The organism is Hydrogenophaga sp. FG152 (assembly GCF_057809615.1).
Map to the genome: position 1 here is coordinate 141,656 of NZ_JBMDKH010000004.1, position 22,547 is coordinate 164,202.

Sequence of the window (22,547 nt, forward strand, 5' to 3'; positions counted from 1 at the left end):
TCGTCAGTAGCCGATGGAGTAACGCAGGCCGTTGTGGTTGAGCACCGCGCTGCGCTGGCCGATGGTCTCCAGCTTGAAGCCGGGCGAGATCTCCTGGCCTTCCTGCAGCACCTTGCCGTTGACGATCAGCATGCGCAAAGCCGGGTTCTTGGAGTAGGTCGAGCCGCTCACGTTGACGGCTGGCAATTGCGCGCGGGCTTCGGGCGAGAGCTCGGCAAAGCTGCGCACAGGCGCGGCGTTGGCGTCCGGGGGGCTGGCGGCGGCCGGGGCCGCAGGCGGTGTCACGGCGGGTGCCCTGGCCGTCGTGGCGGGGGCTGGCGTGGCCGCTGCGGCAGGCGCGTTGGCCGGTGGTGGCGCGGCAGGGGTGGCGGCTGGCGCGGGCGCCGGCGGCTTGCTGGCCTGGGGCCGTTTGGGTGCGGGTTCCACACGGGGCGGCGCCAGGATGGGCTGCACCGGTTCGGGCGCGGGCAGGACGGGGCTGGGGGCCACTGGGACTGGGGTCACGGCGGCCACCGGAGGCATGGCGGGTGGCGTTGGCTCGGCGGATGCTGGCGCTGGCGATGGCGCGGCGACCGGCGTTTCGTCGGCCTGACCCAGCCACCACCACAGGCCGGCGGCGATCAGCAGCGCGGCCAGCACCGCCCCCGCCACGGCGGTGCGGGAGACGCTGCGACGGCGCACGGGTCTGGCCTTTCGGCTGGGGGGTGGCACGATCTGGCTGTTGAGGCCGGGCACGTGGCCACGCTCGCGCTCCGCGTCGGCGCGTTGAAGGGCATCGAGGATGTAGGACATCGTGGAACGGCCCTCAGGAGCCGGGGCGCGAGAGCCGGGGCTCGTCCACGCCGCTGGCCAGGTTGACCTGCATGAAGGTGATGGGGCCGGCCAGCCCGGCGGCCTCGATGCCGTTGGCGCGCTGGAAGGCCTGGATGCGGGCGGAGAGCTGGTGGGCCGAAGGCGGCACCTTGCCCGCCGCCTGCAGGCTGGCGATGCGCTCGCCCAGCCAGTCAGCGGCCGGGCCGGTGCGGCCGTCCACCAGGCGGGTGGTCTGGCCCGGCGGCGTGCGCCACAGGGTGGCGAAGTCGCCGCGCCAGCTGTCGGCCAGGGCAGTGAGCGGCATGCGCCAGCGCTGGTCGCCCGCCTGCAGCGTGGCGGTGTCGTGGGTGAGCGCAGTCACCAGCGCCAGGCCCGACCCTTGGCCCGCCTGGCGCAGGGTGATGATGCCGGGCCGATCGAGCTGGCGCAGGCCGTTGAGGGTCATGCGGTCGGTGCGGTAGCACTGCAACTGGGCTTGTTGTGCGTCGGTGCAGGGGTCGCCCGAGGCCAGTGCCTGGCCCCAGAGCGGGCCCAGTTCGCGCCAGGCCTCGTTTTCGTTCTTGAGCAGGGCCGACGCCTCGGGTGGGCCGGGCAGGGGTTCGGGGCGGTTCGCCGCGGCAGGCGTCGGTGCGGGCGTGTCGGCTGGGGCTGCTGCGCCGGGCGTTGGCGCGGGTGGGGCGGCCACTGCGGCGGGGGCGGGCTGAGGGGTGGCGGGGGGCGGTGCCGCCGCGGTCGCCCTGGGTGCGCTGTGGCTCCAGAACCAGAACAGCGCGCCGGTCACCAGCGCGCCCACCACCAGGCCGATGCCCAGGGTGCCCAGCGGCGAAGCCCAGGCGGTCAGCGGCGCGGCGGCCTGCCCACGGCGGAGCTTGGGCATGGGCGCATCGGTCTCGAACACCTCGCTCGCCGCCTTCTCCACCACGGCGCGCTCCACACGGGCCTGGTGGGTGGCATAGGCGCCGAGCAGGGCACGGTCGCACAGCAGGTTCACGCGCCGCGGTACGCCCCGCGTGATCTCGTGGATGCGCTGGATCGCCTGGTTGGAGAAGGGCAGTGGCCCGCGCAGACCGGCCACCTGCATGCGGTGCTGGATGTATTGGCGGGTTTCGGCTTCGTTGAGCGTGCCCAGGTGAAAGCGCGCGATCACGCGCTGCGCCAGCTGTTCCAGCTCGGGCCGGGCGAGCACCTCGCGCAGCTCGGGCTGGCCGATCAGGATGACCTGCAGCAGCTTGCGCTCGCTGGTTTCCAGGTTGGTCAGCAGGCGAAGCTGCTCCAGCACGTGGGGTGTGAGGTTCTGCGCTTCGTCGATGATGAGCACGTTGCGCTCGCCCTTGGCGTGGCTCTGCAGCAGGTACTCGTTGAGCGGGTCCAGGTAGTCCTTGATCGTGGCTGGGCCGATGCCCTCGTGCTGGACCTCGATATGGAACTCGCGGCAGATCGTCTTGAGCAGGTCGCCCACCGTGAGCTTGGGGTTGAAGATGTACGCCACCCGGCACTGCTCGGGGATCTGCTCCAGGAAGCAGCGGCAGATGGTGGTCTTGCCGGCACCGATCTCGCCGCTGAGCAGCACGAAGCCACCCCCGCCGCGGATGCCATAGAGCAGGTGCGCCAAGGCCTCCCGGTGGCGCTCGCTCATGAAGAGGTAGCGCGGGTCGGGCGCGATGGAGAAGGGGTCCTGCTTCAACCCGAAGAATTCGGCGTACATGGCCCCGAGCATAACGGGGCCGCCGAGGGCGGGCAACGACGCCCGGCCGAGCCGTGCCGGGCGTGTGCCGCGCTGCTAGCGGACGGTCAGGCCGCCAGGGCCATGGAGCGCTGCGACGACGAGGCGGGGTACTTCGCGCTGGCCGAGGACGAGCATTCGATGTCGCCGGAGAGCTGGCCGCCTTCCTCGATCACGACCTTGCCGTAGCGGATCTTGCCGGTGACCTTGCCCGTGGCGTAGATCACCAGCTTCTGGCGCACCGTGAGGTTGCCGTCGAACACGCCGCGGATCTCGGCGATGTCGATCTCGGCCGAGCCCTTGAATTCGCCCTGTTCCGCGATCTGGATCACGCGCGAATCCATGGTCGCCTCGACCAGGCCTTCCACCACGAGCGTGTCGCAGTCGGTGATCTCCACGCCCTTGAGCTTGATGTTCGGGCCGACGGTGAGCTTGCTGCCGCCTTCGGGGGTGGACGACGAGGCGCTGGCGCTGCCCGTGGCGGCGGGGGTGGCCAGGTCCAGGTCGGGGGTGGAGGGGGCCGGGGTCTGTGGCTGGGCCTGCGAGGCGCTGGTGCTGCTGCTCGCGGGCTGGCCGTAACGTTGCGTGGCCATGCCGGTGTTCAGGGTCTTGGGTTGATCGTCTCGTTTGCCAAAATGCAGTGCCATGCCAGCTCCTTCTGTAAATGAAGCGGTCATGCTAAGCGGCATGCGGATTACATTTTCGGTCGTCCCGTAAGAGGGGTAACGAGATGAACCGTACATGCGGTTTCATTTTTTCGGGGATGACCTGTTGCGGTTTTCCATCTCGCGGATCAGGGCGCGCGCTTCGTCGCCTTCGGGAATCGGCCGGCCGCTGTCGCGCCATTGCACCGCGTCCTTGAAGCCCGCTTCCTGCGCATGGCGGCGGAACCAGAGGCCCTCCGGGTTGTGGCGCGTGATGCCGTCGAACAGCGTGGCCATCTGCTGCGTCTGTTCCAGACCCATGGTGAGCATGACCTGGTTCACCACCATCTTGTGCATGGCCAGGTGCGAGCGCGGCACGCCCGCGATGCGCTCGGCCAGCTGCATGGTGGTCGCTTCCAGCTGGTCGGCCGGCACGGCCTCGTTGGCCAGGCCCCAGGCGGCGGCGGTGCGGCCGTCGATCACGTTGCCGGTGAACATCATCTGCTTGGCGCGCGCGGCGCCAAGGCGGTAGGTCCACATCGCGGTGGTGGGGCAGCCCCAGACGCGCGTGGGCATGTAGCCGATGCGTGCGTCATCGGCCATGACCAGCAGGTCGCAGCACAGTGCGATGTCGCTGCCGCCGGCCACCGCCGCGCCGTGCACCTTGGCGATGGTGGGCTTGGGACTGCGCCACAGCGCCATGAAGTCTTCGGTGTTGCGCTTCATGAAGGCGTAGTCGTCCATCGGGTCCCAGGGGTGGCGTTCCTGCTGGCAGGGGTGGTCGATCTCGCCCTCACCGAACATCGAGAGGTCGTAGCCGCCGCAGAAGCCCTTGCCGGCACCCTCGACCACGATCACGTGCACCTCGTCATCGGCGTTGGCCCATTCCACGGCGGCGCGGATCTCGCGCGGCGTCTCGTCGTTGATGGCGTTGAGGCGTTCGGGGCGGTTGAGCAGCAGGCGCGCGACGCGCGGCTGGTTCGCATCCTTCTCGATGCGCAGGGTGTTGAAGCTGGGCATGGTCGTGTCTCCTGGGTTGTTTTCCCCATGATAGGCAGCACCCGGGCTTGCCGCAGTTGCCTCGGAGACAGCGGCCCCATGCCCATGTGGTTGCGCACGCAACCAAAAATGTATAAAGTTGCGCACGCAACCATATGGACACCATGAACCCAGAATTGCCTTCCTCCATTCCCGTGCTGATCGCTGGCGGCGGTCCCGTGGGCCTGACCCTTTCGGCCCTGCTCGCGCGCGAGGGCATCGCCCACCTCGTGATCGAAGCCGACGAGAGCTACTGCACCGGCAGCCGCGCCATCTGCATCTCGCGGCGGTCGCAGGAGATCCTGGGGTGGGTGGGTGCCGATGCACCGCTGGTGGCCAAGGGACTGAGCTGGACGGGCGGCCGCAGCCACTGGCGCGACACCGAGGTGCTGCACTTCGAGATGCCCGCCGAGCCGAGCCAGCGCTTCGCGCCCATGGTCAACATCCAGCAGTTCCATGTGGAAGCGTTCGCCCACCAGGCCGCCCAGGCGCAAGGCGACGCATCGCGCGTGCTCTGGGCCAGCAGCGTGGTGGCGGTGCGCCCGCAGACCGATGGCGTGCAGGTGGAGGTGGACACGCCGCAAGGGCGGCAGACGGTGCAGGCCGGCTTCGTCGTCGCCTGCGACGGCGGCCGCAGCACGGTGCGCGAGCAGCTCGGCCTGCAGCTCGAAGGCACGCAGTACGACGGCAAGTACGTGATCGTCGACGTGGTGCAGAAGACGCAGCGCCCGGTGGAGCGCCTGGCCTGGTTCGATCCGCCGTCCAACCCCGGCTCCACCATCCTCATGCACCGCCAGCCCGACGACGTCTGGCGCATCGACTACCAGATCCGCGACGACGAAGACCCGGTGGAGGCGGTCAAGCCCGAGAACGTGCTGCCGCGCGTGCGCAGCCACCTGGCCATGATCGGCGAGAACGCGCCCTGGGAGCCGCTGTGGATCTCGATCTACAACGCCAAGTGCCTGACGCTGCCCGGCTACCGCCACGGCCGTGTGTTCTTCGCCGGCGATGCAGCGCACCTGGTGCCCATCTTCGGTGTGCGAGGACTCAATTCGGGCCTGGACGATGCGGCCAACCTGGCCTGGAAGCTGGCCCGCGTGCTGCGCGGCGAATCGCCCGACGCCTTGCTCGACTCCTACTCCGCCGAACGCGTGCACGCCACGCGAGAGAACATCGCCTACGGCGCCAAGAGCACCGAGTTCATGGCACCGCCGAACTTCGCCTACCAGCTCATGCGCGAAGCCACGCTGCGCCTGGCGGTGAGCGACGAGCAGGTGCGCTCGCTGATCAACCCGCGCCAGTCTTCCCCGATCACCTACCTGGGTTCGCCACTGAACGCGGCGCAGGGCGGCGAATGGACGGACGACCGCGCGCGGCCTGGCGCGCCCGCCCCCGAAGCCCTGCTGCGGGGCCATGGGGCCGCATCCTGGCATCTGAGTGGCCGGTTCGGCCATGGTTTCGTGTGCCTGGCCTTCGGGGGCGCGGGCCCCGACCTGAGCGACGCCGGTGTCACGGTGCTGGAGATACCACCCGACATCGACACCCTCGGCCAGGCCTGGCGGCGCTACGGCCTGCGCCGTCCGGATGAACCCGCGCTGGTGCTCGTGCGGCCCGACGGCTATGTGATGGGCCGCTGGCATGGCCTGGACCCTGCGCATCTGCGCGCCGCCCTGAAAGACACCGGAGTGTTCGCATGACCGATACCGATCTCGACCAGAGTTACAGCGCCGTCTGTGAAGCGCTCTCGCAAGTCGGCGAGGCGCGCGCGCCGATGTTCCTCGCCATGCTCAGCCTCTCGCTCATGAGCCGCTTCGAGCGCGCCGAGCAGGTGTTGCCGCTGATCGCGAACGCGTTGGCGCAAAGCGGGGAGGGGACGGACCATGGGCGCTGAAACCACCTCGCTGCAGGACTTCCTCACCTACCGCCTGCACAAGCTCAACAAGATCACCGACCGCCACAGCAGCGAGGCCTACGCGGCGATGGGCCTGGGTGTGAGCGAGGCGCGCTGCCTGGCCGCCATCGGTGAATTCGCGCCGTTGTCGGTGAGCGACCTCGCGGCGCGCGCCAACCTGAACAAGGCCCAGGCCAGCCGCGCGGCGCAGATGCTGGTGGACCGCGAGCTGGTGCTCAAGTCCACCAGCGACGCGGACGCGCGCGGCGTGGTGCTGGTGCCCACGCGCGGCGGGCGGGCCCTGTGGAAAAAGGTGATGCGCCTGATCGCGCAGCGCAATGCCGAGATTTTTGGTTGCCTGTCCGCGAACGAGCAGAGACAGTTGGAAACACTTTTTGACCGCCTGATTGCCCATTCGCACAAGGCGACTGGAGAAGGGTGATGCGAGGCGGTTTATAAACGCGCCATGAACCCTCTCAACGACCTCGGCTACAAGGCCGACGACCTCACGGTCCAGGTCACCGAATTGCTGGTGGCCACTTCCGACACCTCCGACGAACTCATCGACCACTCGGTCTCCGAAGTGCTGCGCCTGCTGCGCGAGCGCATGAAGATGGACGTGGTGTTCGTCTCCGAATTCACCGATGGCCAGCGCGTGTTCCGCCATGTGTCCCAGGCGCCCGACTCGCCCGTGATCGGCGAGGGCGGCTCGGAGCCGCTGGAGCGCTCCTGGTGCCAGCGCGTGGTCGATGGCCGCCTGCCCAGGTTCATCGCCGATGCCTCGGCCCATCCGCTGGCCTCGGAATTGCTCAGGAGCGTGCCTTTTCCGATCGGCACGCACATCAGCACGCCCATCGTGCTGGAGAACGGCGACATCTACGGCACGCTGTGCTGCTTCAGCTTCCATCCCCAGGACAAGCCCAACACGGAAGACCTGAAGAAGCTGGAGTTCACGGCCCGGCTGGCGGCCCAGAAGCTCGATCAGCGGCGCGTGGTGCGCAAGGCGCCCGAGTCGGTGCCGGAATGGCAGCTCCGGCCCAAATGAGGGGGAATGGGGTTGAAGGCCCCTGAAATGGGGGTGGGCCCGTAAAATCAGGGGTTTTCCAGCCGCCCGCGCTCCGGGTCTGTGCCAGCCCCATGAACGCCCCCATCGACGTCTCCTTCTTCGCGCGCGCCGCCAAGCCGATCACCAGCTACCGGCCCTACTGGGCCAAGCGGTTCGGCGTGGCGCCGTTCCTGCCGATGAGCCGCGCCGAAATGGAGCAGCTGGGCTGGGACAGCTGCGACATCATCCTGGTGACGGGCGACGCCTATGTGGACCATCCCAGCTTCGGCATGGCCGTGGTGGGGCGTGTGCTGGAGGCACAGGGCTTTCGCGTGGGCATCATCGCCCAGCCCGACTGGACCAGCGCCGAGGCCTTCAAGGCCCTGGGCAAGCCCAACCTGTTCTGGGGCGTGACCGCCGGGAACATGGATTCCATGATCAACCGCTACACGGCGGACCGCAAGATCCGCAGCGACGACGCCTACACGCCGGGCGACGTGGGTGGCAAGCGGCCTGATCGCGCTGCCATCGTCTACAGCCAGCGCTGCCGCGAGGCCTTCAAGGACGTGCCCATCGTGCTCGGCGGCATCGAAGGCAGCCTGCGCCGCATCGCCCACTACGACTACTGGAGCGACAAGGTGCGCCGCAGCGTGGTGGTCGACAGCAAGTGCGACCTGCTGCTGTACGGCAACGCCGAGCGCGCGCTGGTCGAGGTGGCGCACCGCATCGCGGCGCGCGAACCGATCGAGCAGATCACCGACGTGCGCGGCACCGCCTTCGTGCGCCGGCCCGGCGACCCGACGGCCGCGGGCTGGATCGAGATCGATTCGAGCGAGGTCGACACGCCCGGGCGTGTGGAAAGCCACATCAACCCTTACCAGACCACCAGTGAACAGGCCCAGGCCCAGGGGCAGAGCTGCGCCAAGGAAGAGGGTGAGGCCGCCGCCGCGCCGGCCGAGGTCAACCCGGCCATCCAGACGCTGAAGTTCGTGCCCAACCCCGCGCTGCAGGGCAAGGGCCGGCTCAAGGTGCCGCCGCGCGAACGCTCGGTGATCCGCCTGCCCAGCTACGAGCAGGTCAAGAGCGATGCCGTGCTCTACGCCCACGCCAACCGCGTGCTGCACCTCGAGACCAACCCCGGCAACGCGCGCGCGCTGGTGCAGGCGCACGGCGAAGGCACGACCGCGCGCGACGTGTGGATCAACCCGCCGCCGATCCCGCTGACCACGGCCGAGATGGATCACGTGTTCGATCTGCCGTACGGGCGCAGCCCGCACCCGGCCTACGCCGACGAACACGGCAAGCACGACGGTGCGACCAAGATCCCGGCCTGGGAAATGATCCGCTTCAGCGTGAACATCATGCGCGGCTGTTTCGGCGGCTGCACCTTCTGCTCGATCACCGAGCACGAGGGCCGCATCATCCAGAGCCGCTCGGAGGAGTCCATCATCAAGGAGGTGGAGGACATCCGCGACAAGGTGGAAGGCTTCACAGGCGTGGTGTCCGATCTCGGCGGTCCCACGGCCAACATGTACCGCCTGGGCTGCAAGTCGCCCGAGATCGAGGCCGCTTGCCGCAAGCCCAGTTGCGTCTACCCCGGCATCTGCTCCAACCTGCACACCGACCACGGCCCGCTGATCAAGATCTACCGCCGCGCGCGCGAATTGCGCGGCATCAAGAAGATCCTGATCGGCTCGGGCCTGCGCTACGACCTCGCGGTCAAGAGCCCCGAGTACGTGAAGGAGCTGGTGCAGCACCACGTGGGCGGCTACCTCAAGATCGCGCCCGAGCACACCGAAGGCGGGCCGCTGTCGAAGATGATGAAGCCCGGCATCGGCAGCTACGACCGCTTCAAGCAGCTATTCGAGAAGTTCAGCGAAGAGGCGGGCAAGAAGCAGTTCCTCATCCCGTACTTCATCGCGGCCCACCCGGGCACAAGCGACGAGGACATGATGAACCTCGCGATCTGGCTCAAGAAGAACGGGTTCCGCGCCGACCAGGTGCAGACCTTCTACCCCAGCCCCATGGCCACCGCGACGGCCATGTACCACACCAACCTGAACCCGCTCAAGGGCATCCACCGCGACGACCGCGCCGAGCGCGTGGACATCGTGCGCGGCGACAAGCGCCGCCGGTTGCACAAGGCCTTCCTGCGTTACCACGACCCGAACAACTGGCCTTTGCTGCGCGAAGCGCTCAAGACCATGGGCCGCGCCGACCTCATCGGCAACGGCAAGCACCACCTCATCCCCACCTTCCAGCCGATGACGGACGGCAGCTACCAGAGCGCGCGCCGCAAGAACAGCACGCCGGTGGGCAACAAGGTGCCGGGCGCCCAGCCGGGCAAGGGCCGCCTGCTCACGCAGCACACCGGCCTGCCGCCGCGCGTCACCGGTTCCGCGCCGGCGGGTGCGGGCAAGCGCAAGCCGCGCTGAAACTCAGGCGGCCGGCGCGCCGAGGAACGCCGGCCACAAGATCCAGGCCAGCAGGGCCAGCATGTTGACCGCCACCGTGCCCCAATAGATCAGGCGAAACGGCTGCTTGCTCGTCTTGTGGCGCAGGATCTGCTGGGCGAACCACGCGCCCGGCCAGCCGCCGGCCACGGCCAGGCCGTGCAGCCAGTCTTCGGGCGTGCGCTGCACTTCGTTGATGGCCGCGTGCTTGTCGCGCCAGTACATGTAGAACGTGACCAGGTTGATCAACACCACGGCGGTCAGGATCACCCAGGGGAAGCGCCCCGTGCCGATGCCCACCAGCCACAGCAGCAGCCAGAAGGCGATCAGGCCCAGGCCGATCCACAGGGGGCGTTCCTCGCGCCGCTTCTGCCATTGCGAGCGCGAGCGTGCCGCCGGCTGGCGGGGTGGCAGCAGCTCGGCGCCGGCCGGGGGCGGTGGCGGCGCGGGCGCCTCGGTGACGATGGTGTTGCGGGCCGGCTCCACCGACAGCGCGCGCGGGCCTTTGCCGCCCACGTGGATGTCGTCGAACATCACCTGCATGCCTTCGCGCGGCTTGGACGGGCCGCTGTAATCGCGCAGGTGAAAGAAGACGTCGGCGGGGATCTGCGGGCAGCGGATGAAGCCGAAGGCCTTCTCGCTGTCCCAGCGCACCACGGTTCCCTGTTTTTTCATGATCGCGTGCGTGTGAAAGGTGTCGGGTGGAAAATCCGCTCGGTTGCCATGGTATCCGAAATGGCGCAAAATGCGCCATCCAGGAGATTTTCATGTCGTCTTCCAGCAGCAGCGCATTTTCCTCGGTCAAGTTGCCCGCCGGCCTGGTCCGGCAGGCACGTGAGGCCGCGCAGCCCCAGCGCCGGTCGGTGGCGGGCCAGATCGAGTACTGGGCCACGCTGGGCCGCATCGCCGAAGAAACGGGCCTGACCGTGCAGGAAGCCCGCGAAGCCATCGCCCGCTACGACGCCGCCGCCCGCCACGCCGAGGCGGCGGCCGATCCGGTCGATGCGATCGAGGCCCGCTTCCTGGCCGCCGAATCCAGCGGCCGCCTGGCCCAGGCCGTGCGCCAGACCGTGCTCGACAACCGCAGCAAGTCACCGGCCGCTCGCCGCGCCGCGTGACCCAGCCGGTTTTCTACCTGCTCGCCGGCCCCAACGGTGCCGGCAAGTCCACGCTGTACCGGGCCGCGCTGGCCACCGGGCTGATCCCGGCCGAGGCCGAGTTCGTCAATGCCGACCTGCACGAGGCCGCGCACCTGCTGCACATCACCCACCCGTTGAAGCGTTCGCAGATGGCGCGGCAATGGGCCGACCAGCAGCGCGCGGCCTGCCTGGCGGCGGGTGAGTCCTTCGTGAGCGAAACCGTCTTCTCGCACCCGTCCAAGCTCGATCTGCTGGCGGCGGCGAAGGCGGCCGGTTTCGCGGTCGTGTTGCTGGTGGTCTGTGTCGACGAACCCCGGCAGCTGCTCGCGCGCGTGCAGCAGCGCGAAAGCGAGGGCGGCCACAGCGTGCCGCCCGAGCGCATCCTGGCGCGCTACCCGCGCACGTTGGCGAACCTGGCGAAAGCGGTCGCGCTCGCCGACCTGGCCTTGCTGTACGACACCTCGGGCCCGCGCAACCGCGTGGTGCAGCCACCGCGCCTGGTGGCGCGTTGCCGTGCCGGGCGCGTGCGGTGGAAGAACCCGGTGCGCTGGCCGGCCTGGGCCGAGCGACTGCTGGCCGAGGTGCCCGAAGGCCCGTCGGCCGCCGCCCATTGATTACAGTGCGGCATGTCCGACGAATCACAGATCGAAATCCCCCCGTCCTTCCTGGCGCTGTACGTGGCGCCCGGGCGCCAGAAGCCCAGCCTGCCGCGCGACGAGCTGGCCGCGCGCTATGAGCTGTGCGAGGACATGGCACAGATGCTCACCGAGACCGCGCGCAACATGGAATTCGGCCTGGGCATCACCGAGGCCGACGTGCTCGCGCGCTGCCTGCAAGGGTTGCGGGTGGAGCCCACGGTGGTGAGCGAGGCCGAGTCGGTGTGGGTGGTGCACCGTCTGGCCGAACTGCTGGATTGGCCGGCGCCCGAGGGCGGTGCGCCCGTGGCCTGACGGCCGCGACTCAGCGCGACCTGGTGGCGCGCAGCCACACCAGGCAGGCGAAGGCGCTCAGGCCCAGTGCGCTGGAGATCCACAGCGCGCCTTCGCCCCAGCGCTCGAGGCAGGCGCCAAACACCAGCGGCGCAAAAGCCTGCGCCAGGCGCGAGGGCAGCATGATGAGGCCTTGCCGCCGGCCGTAGCCCGCGGGGCCGAAGTACACCAGTGGCAGCGTGCCCTTGGCGATGGTCATGATGCCGTTGCCCGCGCCGTGCAGGATGGCGAACAGCGGCCCGGCCACCGGGCCCAGCAGCATCCAGCAGGCGACCCCCAGGGGGTGGCCCAGGGCCGCGGCGCGCGCGGCGAACACCGGGTGCAGCCGCCGAAGCAGGCCGAACTCCAGCAACCGGCCCGCCACCTGCGCGGGCCCGACCAGGGCGCCAATGGCAACCGCGCCGGCCAGGGTGGCACCCCCGGCCATCAGCAGGGCCGGCAGGTGCGCCGCCATGGCCGTGCTCACGAACCAGGTGGCGGCGAACACATAGGCCAGCACGCCGGCCGTCCAGCGGTGCGGCGGTGCCTGCGGTGCGGGCGCCTCGGGGGAGGGCGGCGCCGCGTTGCGGGCTGGCTCGGGCAAGGGGGATGCGCGGGGCAGGCTGGCGTTCAGCGGCAGGCCGAGCAACAGGTGCAGGCCGGCCCAGCCCAGGCAGGCACCGCGCCAGCCCCAGGCGGTGTCCATCCAGCCGCTGAGTGGCCAACCCACGGTGCTGGCGAAGCCGGCCAGCAGGGTGATGCCGGTGATGGACGCGCGGGCGTCATGTCCCTTGAGCCGCACCAGCGCGGCAAAGGCGGCTTCGTACAGGCCGCTGCCCATGACGATGCCCAGCAACAGCCAGCCCAGCACCAGCCCCGCCGTGCCCTGCGCTTGCGACAGCACCGCCAGGCCCGCAGCGGCGAGCAGGCTGGTGCCCGTGAGCACCGGGCGACCACCCCAGCGGTCGATGGCGCGGCCGGCCCAGGGGCCCAGCGCCGCGGCCAGCAGCATCGCGGCCGTGACCGCGCCCCAGACGTGGGACGCCGGCACGCCCAAGCCCCGGGCCATGGGTGCGGCCAGCAGGGCCGGCAGGTAGTAGGTGGAGGCCCAGGCCAGCGTCTGCGCCGTGCCCAGACGCAGCACCAGGGGCCAGTCGCGTGCCGAGCCCATGCCGCTGCTCAGGCGATGTCGAAGGCGTGGAAGCCGAAGCGGCCCTGCCGGCGATCGGCGAAGTAGTGTTCCAGCGTTTCCTTGACGGTGCGGAAGGCGATCTCGTCCCAGGGAATCTGGTCTTCGGTGAACAGCCGTGCCTCGATGGTTTCGTGGCCGGGGTCGAAGCGGTCGCTCAGCAGCCGGGCGCGGTAGTAGATGTGCACCTGGCCCACGCGCGCCACGTTCATCAGCGTGAAGATGTCGCCGAGTTCGAACTGCGCGCCGGCTTCTTCGTCGGTCTCGCGGGCCGCGCCTTCGGCGGTGGTTTCACCGAGCTCCATGAAGCCGGCCGGCAGCGTCCATTTGCCCCAGCGCGGTTCGATGTTGCGCTTGCAGAGCAGCACGTACTCGCCCGTCTCGCCCCACACCGGCACGGTGCCGACAACGTTGAGCGGGTTCTCGTAGTGCACCGTGTGGCAGGTGGGGCAGACGGCGCGGATCTTGGTGTCGCCGTCGTCGGGCAGGCGCATGTCGACGGCGGTGCCGCAGTTGCGGCAGTGTTTGGGGGGTGTGCGCAGCATCGCGGCAGTGTAAGAGAACCCACCCCTGCAGCGCTGCGCGCCTCCCCCTCAAGGGGGCAACGCTGGCAGACTGGCAGAGCCGGATCTGCGGCGTTCTGGAAGGTTCGCTCGCTTCGGGTGGGCAAAAAAAACCGGGCGACAGCCCGGTTCTTTGCGTGATGAAGGCTCAGGCCTTCTTGCCGTGCTTGGCGATCAGGGCCTTGGCGGTTTCGAGCAGCTTCTTGCCGTCGAAGCCGCGCTTGTCCATGTCCTGCACCCACTCCACTTCCACCAGGCGCGCCTTGCGCTTGAATTCCTGCGCTTCGGCCGAGGGGATGGTGTAGATGGTGTTGCCCTGCTTGACGGCGGCTTCACGGCCGGGCGCATCGCCGGCCTGCTGCACCTTGCCCAGCCAGCCGGAGGTCTCGATGCCCGAGTTCTTGTCGATGACGGCCTTGAGGTCGGGCGGCAGCGAGGCGTACTTGTTGCGGTTCATGCCCATCACGAAGGTGGTGGTGTAGAGCGCGCCGCCAGCGGGGTCGAACTCGCTGTGGAACTTGGTGAGCTCGTGCACCTTGACCGAGGGCACCACTTCCCAGGGGATCACGCAGCCGTCGATCACGCCCTTGGAGAGCGCATCGGGGATCTGCGGCAGCGGCATGCCCACGGGGATGGCGCCGAGGTAGCCCAGCATCTTGGTGATCTGGCGGGTCGGGCCGCGCACCTTGGAGCCGCGCAGGTCTTCCGCGGTCTTGATCTGCTTGCTGCGCATGTGGAACATGCCGGGGCCGTGCACCTGCAGGGCGATCGGCTGCACTTCCTTGTACTCGTCGGGGGCCATCGTGGTGATGTACTCCCAGAAGGCCCTGGAGGTGGCTTCGGCGTTGTTCATCATGAACGGCAGCTCGAACACTTCGGTGCGCGGGAAGCGGCCCGGGGTGTTGCCCGGCAGGGTCCAGACGATGTCCACCACGCCGTCGCGGGCCTGGTCGAACAGCTGCACGGGCGTGCCGCCCAGTTGCATGGCGGGATAACCTTCGAACTTGATCCGGCCGCCGGATTCCTTCTCGACCTTGTCCATCCATGCCTTGTGCATGTTGATGTACACGTTGGACTGAGGCGCCATGAACGTGTGGAACTTGAGCGTGACGCTTTGTTGGGCGAAGCCTGTGAGCGCGGGTGCGCCGAGGGCCACGGCCGCACCGGACTGGAGCAGGGTTCTGCGTTGAATCATGTTGAAAGTCTCCTGGGGTCAAAGAAAAACGGGAAAAGCATATGTCAGGCCAGGTCGTTTTCGTGAGAGGTCTAACCCTCGGATGCGACCTGCGTCACGTTCTCACACCACGCGCACCGAAACGGGCGTGAGGCCGTCCACGCCGCCGTGCAGGGTGTCGCCGCTCACCACCGCTGCCACGCCTTCGGGCGTGCCGGTGTAGATCAGGTCGCCGGGTTGCAGTTCCCAGGCGGCCGACAGGTGTTCGATGGTCTCGGCCACATTCCAGATCAGCTTGGCCACGGTGCTGCGCTGGCGGTCCGCGCCATTGACCTGCAACCAGATCGGCGCCTCGTTCACGTTGCCGGCCTGCGCGGCCGGGGTGATGGGGCCGATGGGCGCGGACTGGTCGTAGGCCTTGCCGATGCACCAGGGGCGGCCCTGCTTCTTCATGTCGTTCTGCAGGTCGCGGCGCGTCATGTCCAGGCCCACGGCATAACCCCAGATGTGCTTCGCGGCATCGGCGGCTTTGATGTTCTTGCCGCCCACGCCGATGGCCACCACGAGTTCGATCTCGTGGTGCAGGTTGCCGGTGAGGCTGGGGTAGGGCATGGACGCGGTCTGGCCTGCCTCGGCGACCACGATGGCATCGGCCGGCTTGAGGAAGAAGAAGGGCGGCTCGCGGCCGGTGAAGCCCATCTCCTTGGCGTGCTCTTCGTAGTTGCGGCCTACGCAGTAGATGCGGTGCACGGGGAAGCGCTCGGCACGCCCGACCACGGGCACGCTCACGGTGGCCGGGGGGGCAAAGAGGTAGGAGGTGTCTGGCATGGCGGATGGTTTTGTTGGAATCGAAGATCACCAGTGTGCCATGGGCGCAGACCGCCTTTCGGTGCGTCCTCAATGCTGGGACGCGGGCAGCCGGACCTCCATGCCATCCATCTCCGGCGTGAGCTTGATCTGGCAACTCAGGCGGCTGTCAGCCTCCACCGGGCTGGACGCGAAGTCCAGCATGTCGATCTCGTCGGGCACCGGGGTGCTCAGCATGGCGGCCCAGGGCGCCCCGATCATCACGTGGCAGGTGGCGCAGGTGAGGCTGCCGCCGCAGTCGGCCTCGACGCCCTGGATGTTCGCGTCCACCGCGGCCTTCATCAGGCTCTGGCCGGGCTCGGCCTGGATGGCCTGCACCGTGCCATCGGCGTTGAGGAATCGGATCGAGATCATGGGCGGGCTCAAGTCCTGGCGAAGTACTCGCGGCGCTCGAAGTCGGTCTTGTCTTCGGCTTGCGCGTGGCGGTCGATCTCGCTTTGCTTGATGCGGCAGAAGTAGCGCACGAAGTCGTCACCCAGCGCTGCGCACAGCGCGCTGTCGGCGCGCAGCGCATCCAGGCCTTCACCCAGCGAAGAGGGCAGCTTCTGGTTGTCGGCCGCGTAGGGCGATTCGCTCGCGGGCGGCGGCAGCGTGGCGCGGGCCAGGCCGTCGAGTCCGGCGTGGATCTGCGCGGCCATGTAGAGGTAGGGGTTGGCGGCGGGCTCACCCACGCGGTTCTCGATGCGGGTGGCGTTGTCGCCGGCCGCACCCACCACGCGCAGCATGGCGCCCCGGTTGTCCTGCCCCCACAGCGCGGCCTGCGGCGCGAGCGCGTTGGGCCGGAAGCGGGCAAAGCCGTTGATGGTGGGCGTGCACAGCACCGTCATGCCGCGCGCGTGCGACAGCAGGCCGGCAAGCCAGTGCGCGCCCGCCCCGGACAGCGTGTGCGTGGCGTCGGTGCGGGTGGTGCCGGGTGCGGGCGTGTCGCGCACGCAGGCGTTGCGGCCGGTCCGCAGGTCCACCAGCGACTGGTGCAGGTGCCAGCCGCTGGACATGATGTTGGGGAACGGCGGGCGGCACATGAAGGTGGCGTGGTATCCCGCGCGCCGCAGCGCCTGGCGCACACCGTTGCGGAACAGCACCATCTGGTCGGCGGCGGTGAGGGCGTCGGTGGCGTCGAACACCGCTTCCACCTGGCTCGGGCCGAGTTCGATCTCCAGCGACTGCAGCGGCAGGCCCAAAGCCTGCGCGGTGCGCTGCACGATGCGCAGCGGCTCGTCGCTCATGTCGCCCATGGCCTCGGCCTGCAGGTTGTAGCCGGGGTGGATCATCTCCACCGTGGGCGGCAGGCCGGGCCAGGCCGCGAGTTCGGGGTCGAGCTGAGGGCGGGTGTCGGTGATGCGGTAGATGTGGAATTCCACCTCCAGCCCGGTCTTGAGGCCGTAGCCGGCCTGGCCCAGTTTGGCCAGCGCGGTCTGCAGCATGCCGCGCGCGTCCAGCGGCACCGGCGTGCCGTCGGCGAACCAGGGCTGGCAGCGCAGCCAGCCGGTGCGCTCCAGCCAGGGCAGCACGGTGAAACTCTGCGGATCGGGCATGAGCATGAGGTTGGCCGCGCCGGCGAAGCCGGGCAGGCCGTCGGCGCCACCGGGCTCGAACACCTTCCAGGCCGTGCGGTCGGCCGTGTCCTTGAGCATCAGCGTGCCCACCATGCCCACGCCGTCGTTCAGCGCGCGCAGCGCTGCCTTGGCGGTGAGCGTCTTGCCGCGCAGCATGCCGTGGGCGTCGCCCCAGCCGAAGCGCACCAGCTCGATGCCGCTGGCTTCAATGAGTTGGGCCACGCGCCGGCATTCGGCGTCGCGTTCGGGGGATTCGAGGCCGCAGCGTTGGGCGAACGACGTCATTTGGCGCCCGCCGTTTCCTCGGCGGAGGCCTTCTGGTGCCAGGGCGCGCCTTCGCGCTTCTCGCGCACCGCGTCCTGCCACCAGGTTTCCCAGCCCTGCGCGGGGGCGATGCCGTCCACCGTGTCGGGGCCGGCAATGGCGCCGTGCAAGGCGGGGTCGGCCACGCCGGGGGCGGTGCCGCCTTGCTCCACAGCGTCGATGGCCTGCAGCAGCATGCGGCGGTTCGCCATCACCACCTTGTCGGTGGTGCCCAGGTGTTCGCGCGTGCGGTCCTGGATCGGGCCCATGCTCTCGCAGGCCCACTGGTCGTGCACGTTGATGTCGTCCTCGCCCATGCCGAGGTAGGTGCGGGTCTGCTGCTCTTCGGCGTTGAAGCCCCAGTTGTTGTGGCGGCCCGCCTTCGGGATGTAGTCGGGCAGGGTCACGGCCTGCAGGCGCGGCGTGCGCATGGCGTCCTTGTCCACCGGGCCGGTGAAGCTGGTGAAGAAGGCGTACCAGTAGTTGTGGGTGTCGTCCACCGGCACGTGCATCTGCGTGATGGTCATGGTCTCCGACAGCGGGATCACGAAGGTCTGCGGGAACACGGCATTGGTCACGCGCACGTGGGTCAGCTCGTCGGTCATGGGGCGCAGCGCGGTGAGCTGCAGGCCATAGGGCTTGGGCTCGAAGCTGATGAGGGGCTGGCCGAATTCGCGCATCACGCGCGTCATGGGCCAGCGTTCGCCGCCCACGTCACCGGCGCTGGCGCCGCGGAACTGCTTGCCGTAGCTGTCTTCCAGCGAGCCGTCGTTGAAGAAGCGGTGCAGGTAGGAGGCGTGGGCCGGGTCGATGCCCACTTCCAGCGACTGGAGCCAGTTGCAGTGCCACAGGCCCTTGAAGGCGAAGGTGTGGCTTTCGGGCGCGGTGAAGCAGTCCAGCTCGGGGAAGGGCGGGGGCGTCTGGCCTTCGGGGCCGAACCAGCCGAACAGCACGCCGCTGCGCTGCACCAGCGGGTAGCTGCGCTGCTTGATGCGCGTGCACATCTTGCTGCCGGCCGGTTCGGCCGGGGTGTCGATGCACTGGCCCGTGGTGTCGAACTTCCAGCCGTGGAAGGGGCAGCGGATGCCATCGCCTTCGTTGCGGCCGAAGGCGAGGTCGGCGCCGCGGTGCGGGCAGTCGCGATCGAGCAGGCCGAACTCGCCCTGGGCGTCGCGGAACAGCACGAAGTTCTGGCCCAGCACGCGCACCGCCTTCACGGGACGCACGGCCATCTGGGGATCCAGCGCGGGGTTGAATTCGTCCATCAGCGCCACCGGCTGCCAGTAGCGGCGCAGCAGCTCGCCACCGGGCGTGCCCGGTCCGACCTGGGTCATGCGTTGATTGAGTTCGGCTTTCATGGGGGAATCTCCGGCAATAAAACGGGGTGGGGTATCGAAATGGTATACCGTTTTTTGATTTCGGTGTACATTTTGTGCCATGAGCCTGCAAGAAACCGTTTTGATGCAATTGCGCGACCTGATCCTGAGCGGTCAGTTCGAACCCGGCCAGCGCCTGGCCGAGCAACAGCTGGCCGAGCGCCTGGGCGCCTCGCGCACGCCAGTGCGCGCCGCGCTGGTCACGCTGGAGCAGGAGGGCCTGGTGCAGGCCAACGAGACCGGCAAGTACCTGGTGCGCCAGTTCACCGCGCAGGAAGTGATCGACGCCATCGCGGTGCGCGGCCACCTCGAAGGCATGGCCGCGCGCCTGGTGGCCGAACACGGCGTGTCTCGACAGTTGCAAGGCCAGCTCCAGACCGTGCTCGACGAGGGAGACCGCCTGCTCGCGGACAACCCGCTGACCATCGAAAGCTACGCGGCCTACGCCTTGATGAACGACCGCTTCCACGCGCTGATCCTCGATGCCTGCGGCAACCGGGCCTTGCAGCGCTCGGTGGAGCTCAACGACAAGCTGCCGTTCGCCCCGGCCTCGGCCATGCTGCCCATGCAAGGCACGGTGACCATGGATCGCGACTGGATGCTGTACGCGCACCGCCAGCACCACATGCTGTTCGATGCCCTGCGGCGCGGCGAAAGCGCGCGCGCCCAGGCGCTCGCGGTGGAGCACACGGAAGTGGCGCAGATGAACATGCGCCTGGCGCTGGAGCGGCGCGCCGAGTCCGAGCAGGTGCTGCCCGGCATCCGCCTGGTGGTGGGCTGATCGTTCAGCACAAGTGCGGCGGGTCTGCCGTGGGGGTTTGAGCGCTCCCCGGGAAGCGTCGGAGGTGGCTGCACACTATGGGCCATCGTTCAACCCGCTTCCTTTCCCGCATGACCCGTCTTTTCGAGCCCACCACCGCCGGCCAGCTGTCGTTGGCCAACCGTGTCGTCATGGCACCGCTCACGCGCAACCGCGCGCCCAATGCCGTGCCCACGCCGCTCATGGCCACCTATTACCAGCAGCGCGCCAGCGCTGGCCTGCTGATCACCGAAGCCACCGCGATCAGCCACCAGGGCCAGGGTTATGCCGATGTACCGGGCCTGTACGCGCCCGAACAGGTGGAGGGCTGGAAGCGCGTGACCGCGGCCGTGCACACCGCCGGCGGCAAGATCGTCACCCAGCTCTGGCACGTGGGCCGCGTCTCGCACACCGAACTGCAACCCAACGGCGGCGCCCCCGTGGCGCCCTCGGCCATTGCCGCCAGGACCAAGACGGTGCTGATCAAGGACGGTGTGCCCACGTTCGTGGAAACCTCCGCGCCGCGCGCGCTCGATGCGGCCGAACTGCCCGGCATCGTCGAGGACTACCGCAAGGCCGCGCTGGCCGCCATCGAGGCTGGCTTCGACGGGGTCGAAATCCACGCGGCCAATGGCTACCTGATTGACGAGTTCCTCAAGACCGGCAGCAACCACCGCACCGATGCCTACGGCGGCGGCATCGAGAACCGTGCGCGCCTGCTGCTGGAAGTGGTCCAGGCCGTGACCGATGCGATCGGCGCGGCACGCACTGGCATCCGCCTTTCGCCCGTGACGCCGGCCAACGACGTGGTCGACGCCGACCCGCAGCCGCTCTTCACCTGCGTGGTGCGCGAGCTGGCGCGTTTCGATCTGGCTTATGTGCATTTCATCGAAGGCGCCACGGGTGGCCCGCGCGAGATCCCCGATCGCCCGTTCGACTACGCCGCGCTGCGCGCCACCTACCGCGCGGCCGGCGGCCGTGCGGCCTGGATGGTCAACAACGGCTACGACCTCGCGCTGGCGCAGAAGGCCCTGGACGACGGCGCCGACCTCGTGGCCTTCGGCAAGAGCTACATCGCCAACCCCGATCTCGTGGCCCGGCTCCAGCAGGGTGGCCCGTTCAACCAGCCCGACAAGGCCACGTTCTACGGCGGCGGCGAGAAGGGCTACACCGACTACCCCGCGTTGACGGCCTGACGGGCCCAGCCGCTGCGGGTTTATCCTTGGGGCCATGAAGCTCTACAACTACTTCCGCTCCTCGGCCTCGTTTCGCGTGCGCATCGCGCTCGCGCTCAAGGGCATTGCCTACGACTACGTGCCCGTGCACATCGCGCGCGGCGACCACAAGCTGCCGGCCTTCACCGACAAGGCGGTCGAAGGTCTAGTGCCTCTGCTGGAGCTGGACGACGGCACGCGCCTGACCCAGTCGATGGCGATCATCGAGTACCTGGACGAGGTGCAGCCCGCGCCCGCGCTGCTGCCGGCCGACGCGCTGGGCCGTGCGCGCGTGCGCGCGCTCTCGCAGATCGTGGCCTGCGAGATCCACCCCATCAACAACCTGCGCGTGCTCAAGTACCTGACCAAGGAACTGAAGGTGGAAGAGGAGCCCAAGAACGTCTGGTACCGCCACTGGGTGCGCAGCGGCCTGGAGTCCTTCGAGCGCCAGCTCGCGCTGCAGCCCGAGTCCACCTACTGCGCGGGTGACACGCCCACCATGGCCGATTGCTGCCTGGTGCCGCAGATCTTCAACGGCCAGCGCTTCAACACCGACTTCAGCGGCCTGCCGCGCACCATGGCGGCGTTCGAGGCCTGCATGGCCTTGCCTGCGTTCCAGCAGGCCCAGCCGTCGGCCTGCCCGGACGCCGAGGGCTGATGCCCCAGTCCCCGGACTGCCTGGTTCCCGACTGGCCCGCACCACCGGGCGTGCGGGCGCTGTTCACCACGCGCGATGGTGGTGTGTCGGCCCCGCCGTTCAACAGCTTCAACCTGGGCGACCACGTGCGCGACGACCCGCTTGCCGTGGCCGCCAACCGCGCCCGCCTGGCCTCGCTGACCGCGCCCGCACGTCCCGTGTTTCTTCAGCAGGTCCATGGCACCGGGGTGGTGCGGCTGGACCGCGCGACGCCGGACGGCGCCGAGGCCGATGGCTGTGTGGTGCAAGGGCCCGGCCTGGCCGCCACCATCATGGTGGCCGATTGCCTGCCGGTGCTGTTCGCCCATGCCTCGGGCCAGGTGGTGGCCGCTGCGCACGCGGGCTGGCGCGGGCTGGCGAACGGTGTGCTCGAGGCCACGCTGCGCGCCTTGCGCGAAGCGGCGGGCGAGGGTGAGGTGGTGGCCTGGCTCGGCCCCTGCATCGGACCGTCGGCGTTCGAAGTCGGCGCGGAAGTGAAGGACGCCTTCGTCCTGGCCGATGTCGAAGCCGCTCCCTGTTTTCGGTCTCATGGGCGAGACGGCAAATCTTTGGCGGACCTGCCCGCGCTCGCGCGGCGCCGGCTTCAGGCCGCGGGTGTGGCACAGGTGCACGGCAACGACGGCAGCGCCGCGTGGTGCACCGTCACGCAGGCCTCAAGGTTCTTTTCTCACCGGCGCGATGCCGTCCCTCTCGGCAGCACCGGGCGCATGGCCGCCTGCATCTGGATCGGCTGAAGCTGTGGGCGAGGTCGTCGCGGCCCGCTGTGCTTCGAGCTCGGCGGCCTCGCGCGCCTTGATCGCTTTGCGCCTTTGTGGCGTGAGCATCAGGTAAACCACCAGTGCGACCGGCAGCAAACCGTAAAGAAAAAAGGTCACAATGGCTCCCAGCACAGAGCCTGTGGTGTTGGTCGCTTCGGCCACCGACATCATGAGCACCACGTACATCCAACCGATCACCACCAGATACACAACATTCCTTGCAGCCCGGACCACCCGTGTCAGCCTGCTGGATGCTGATACGAAAAACCTGGGGAAGATCCGGAATCTCTCCCCCGAGGGCTGCCCATGATAAGTCGCAGGCAACACCCTAGGAGAC

General features: G+C 68.9%; 25 protein-coding genes. 12 read left to right on the forward strand and 13 right to left on the reverse strand.

Going from position 1 to position 22,547, the window contains the following annotated elements; all coding sequences use genetic code 11:
• Positions 1-3: 3 nt before the first annotated feature.
• The 4 genes from ACODTB_RS06875 to ACODTB_RS06890 form a co-directional block, all read right to left on the reverse strand.
• Positions 4-792, reverse strand: a complete 789-nt coding sequence (locus ACODTB_RS06875) for a general secretion pathway protein GspB (RefSeq protein WP_488929186.1) — start codon at positions 790-792, stop codon at positions 4-6.
• A gap of 13 nt (positions 793-805) precedes the next feature.
• On the reverse strand, positions 806-2,518 hold the full coding sequence (locus tag ACODTB_RS06880; RefSeq protein WP_291121941.1) for an ExeA family protein: 1,713 nt from the start codon (positions 2,516-2,518) through the stop codon (positions 806-808).
• Positions 2,519-2,604: 86 nt separating this feature from the next.
• On the reverse strand, positions 2,605-3,183 hold the full coding sequence (locus ACODTB_RS06885) for a bactofilin family protein (protein ID WP_291121939.1): 579 nt from the start codon (positions 3,181-3,183) through the stop codon (positions 2,605-2,607).
• A 102-nt stretch (positions 3,184-3,285) separates the two neighbouring features.
• On the reverse strand, positions 3,286-4,200 hold the full coding sequence (locus ACODTB_RS06890) for a crotonase/enoyl-CoA hydratase family protein (RefSeq protein WP_291121937.1): 915 nt from the start codon (positions 4,198-4,200) through the stop codon (positions 3,286-3,288).
• Between the two features lie 143 nt (positions 4,201-4,343).
• Here ACODTB_RS06890 and ACODTB_RS06895 point away from each other — a divergent pair, with 143 nt between their 5' ends.
• The 5 genes from ACODTB_RS06895 to ACODTB_RS06915 all read left to right on the forward strand — a co-directional run bounded on the left by ACODTB_RS06895 (position 4,344) and on the right by ACODTB_RS06915 (position 9,589).
• Complete coding sequence (locus ACODTB_RS06895; RefSeq protein WP_291121935.1) at positions 4,344-5,915, forward strand: FAD-dependent monooxygenase; 1,572 nt, start codon at positions 4,344-4,346, stop codon at positions 5,913-5,915.
• Positions 5,912-6,109 (forward strand): hypothetical protein, encoded by a 198-nt coding sequence (locus tag ACODTB_RS06900; RefSeq protein ID WP_291121934.1) that lies wholly within the window; start codon positions 5,912-5,914, stop codon positions 6,107-6,109. The genes ACODTB_RS06895 and ACODTB_RS06900 overlap by 4 nt, the downstream gene beginning before the upstream one ends.
• Positions 6,099-6,551, forward strand: a complete 453-nt coding sequence (locus ACODTB_RS06905) for a MarR family winged helix-turn-helix transcriptional regulator (protein WP_291121933.1) — start codon at positions 6,099-6,101, stop codon at positions 6,549-6,551. Before ACODTB_RS06900 ends, ACODTB_RS06905 begins: the two co-directional genes overlap by 11 nt.
• Before the next feature lie 24 nt (positions 6,552-6,575).
• Entirely contained in the window at positions 6,576-7,154 is a 579-nt protein-coding gene (locus ACODTB_RS06910) for a GAF domain-containing protein (protein WP_291121931.1), read from the forward strand.
• A 92-nt stretch (positions 7,155-7,246) separates the two neighbouring features.
• A complete protein-coding gene (locus ACODTB_RS06915) occupies positions 7,247-9,589 on the forward strand; it encodes a YgiQ family radical SAM protein (RefSeq protein ID WP_291121929.1) in 2,343 nt (780 codons plus the stop codon).
• A gap of 3 nt (positions 9,590-9,592) precedes the next feature.
• On the opposite strand, the gene ACODTB_RS06920 is transcribed toward ACODTB_RS06915, so the two are convergent.
• Positions 9,593-10,282, reverse strand: coding sequence for a DUF1294 domain-containing protein (locus ACODTB_RS06920; protein ID WP_291121927.1), 690 nt, complete (start codon positions 10,280-10,282; stop codon positions 9,593-9,595).
• Between the two features lie 92 nt (positions 10,283-10,374).
• Between ACODTB_RS06920 and ACODTB_RS06925 the strand changes: the two genes are divergently transcribed.
• The 3 genes from ACODTB_RS06925 to ACODTB_RS06935 are packed head-to-tail and all read left to right on the forward strand — an operon-like array spanning position 10,375 to position 11,696.
• Positions 10,375-10,725, forward strand: a complete 351-nt coding sequence (locus ACODTB_RS06925; RefSeq protein WP_291121925.1) for a TA system antitoxin ParD family protein — start codon at positions 10,375-10,377, stop codon at positions 10,723-10,725.
• The gene (locus tag ACODTB_RS06930; RefSeq protein WP_291121923.1) at positions 10,722-11,360 is read left to right on the forward strand and encodes an ATPase; all 639 of its coding nucleotides are present in this window, start codon (positions 10,722-10,724) and stop codon (positions 11,358-11,360) included. The genes ACODTB_RS06925 and ACODTB_RS06930 overlap by 4 nt, the downstream gene beginning before the upstream one ends.
• 12 nt (positions 11,361-11,372) lie before the next feature.
• Positions 11,373-11,696, forward strand: coding sequence for an ATPase with chaperone activity (locus tag ACODTB_RS06935; RefSeq protein WP_291121921.1), 324 nt, complete (start codon positions 11,373-11,375; stop codon positions 11,694-11,696).
• Between the two features lie 10 nt (positions 11,697-11,706).
• Here the strand turns inward: ACODTB_RS06935 and ACODTB_RS06940 are convergent, their stop codons facing one another.
• The 7 genes from ACODTB_RS06940 to ACODTB_RS06970 all read right to left on the reverse strand — a co-directional run bounded on the left by ACODTB_RS06940 (position 11,707) and on the right by ACODTB_RS06970 (position 18,724).
• On the reverse strand, positions 11,707-12,885 hold the full coding sequence (locus ACODTB_RS06940) for an MFS transporter (protein ID WP_488929187.1): 1,179 nt from the start codon (positions 12,883-12,885) through the stop codon (positions 11,707-11,709).
• Positions 12,886-12,893: 8 nt separating this feature from the next.
• On the reverse strand, positions 12,894-13,448 hold the full coding sequence (locus ACODTB_RS06945) for an NUDIX hydrolase (protein WP_291116575.1): 555 nt from the start codon (positions 13,446-13,448) through the stop codon (positions 12,894-12,896).
• 166 nt (positions 13,449-13,614) lie between these two features.
• A complete protein-coding gene (locus ACODTB_RS06950; RefSeq protein WP_291116578.1) occupies positions 13,615-14,661 on the reverse strand; it encodes a TRAP transporter substrate-binding protein in 1,047 nt (348 codons plus the stop codon).
• A gap of 102 nt (positions 14,662-14,763) precedes the next feature.
• A complete protein-coding gene (locus tag ACODTB_RS06955) occupies positions 14,764-15,468 on the reverse strand; it encodes a fumarylacetoacetate hydrolase family protein (protein ID WP_291116581.1) in 705 nt (234 codons plus the stop codon).
• Positions 15,469-15,537: 69 nt separating this feature from the next.
• A complete protein-coding gene (locus tag ACODTB_RS06960) occupies positions 15,538-15,861 on the reverse strand; it encodes a 2Fe-2S iron-sulfur cluster-binding protein (protein ID WP_291116584.1) in 324 nt (107 codons plus the stop codon).
• Positions 15,862-15,869: 8 nt separating this feature from the next.
• On the reverse strand, positions 15,870-17,348 hold the full coding sequence (locus ACODTB_RS06965; protein ID WP_291116589.1) for a glutamine synthetase family protein: 1,479 nt from the start codon (positions 17,346-17,348) through the stop codon (positions 15,870-15,872).
• On the reverse strand, positions 17,345-18,724 hold the full coding sequence (locus tag ACODTB_RS06970) for a Rieske 2Fe-2S domain-containing protein (protein WP_291116593.1): 1,380 nt from the start codon (positions 18,722-18,724) through the stop codon (positions 17,345-17,347). The genes ACODTB_RS06965 and ACODTB_RS06970 overlap by 4 nt, the downstream gene beginning before the upstream one ends.
• Before the next feature lie 79 nt (positions 18,725-18,803).
• On the opposite strand from ACODTB_RS06970, the gene ACODTB_RS06975 reads away from it, so the two are divergent.
• The 4 genes from ACODTB_RS06975 (at position 18,804) to pgeF (ending at position 22,186) form a co-directional block, all read left to right on the forward strand.
• Positions 18,804-19,523: a GntR family transcriptional regulator gene (locus ACODTB_RS06975; RefSeq protein WP_291116596.1), complete on the forward strand. Its 720-nt coding sequence runs from the start codon at positions 18,804-18,806 to the stop codon at positions 19,521-19,523.
• A 110-nt stretch (positions 19,524-19,633) separates the two neighbouring features.
• The gene (locus ACODTB_RS06980; RefSeq protein WP_291116599.1) at positions 19,634-20,737 is read left to right on the forward strand and encodes an alkene reductase; all 1,104 of its coding nucleotides are present in this window, start codon (positions 19,634-19,636) and stop codon (positions 20,735-20,737) included.
• 34 nt (positions 20,738-20,771) lie between these two features.
• Positions 20,772-21,413 (forward strand): maleylacetoacetate isomerase, encoded by a 642-nt coding sequence (gene maiA, locus ACODTB_RS06985; RefSeq protein ID WP_291116602.1) that lies wholly within the window; start codon positions 20,772-20,774, stop codon positions 21,411-21,413.
• Positions 21,413-22,186 carry a peptidoglycan editing factor PgeF gene (gene pgeF, locus ACODTB_RS06990; protein WP_291116605.1) on the forward strand — a complete coding sequence of 258 codons (774 nt, stop codon included), beginning with the start codon at positions 21,413-21,415 and terminating at the stop codon, positions 22,184-22,186. Before maiA ends, pgeF begins: the two co-directional genes overlap by 1 nt.
• Here the strand turns inward: pgeF and ACODTB_RS06995 are convergent.
• Positions 22,106-22,420 carry a hypothetical protein gene (locus ACODTB_RS06995; protein WP_291116608.1) on the reverse strand — a complete coding sequence of 105 codons (315 nt, stop codon included), beginning with the start codon at positions 22,418-22,420 and terminating at the stop codon, positions 22,106-22,108. The two genes, pgeF and ACODTB_RS06995, sit on opposite strands and share 81 nt — an antisense overlap.
• Positions 22,421-22,547: the final 127 nt, after the last annotated feature.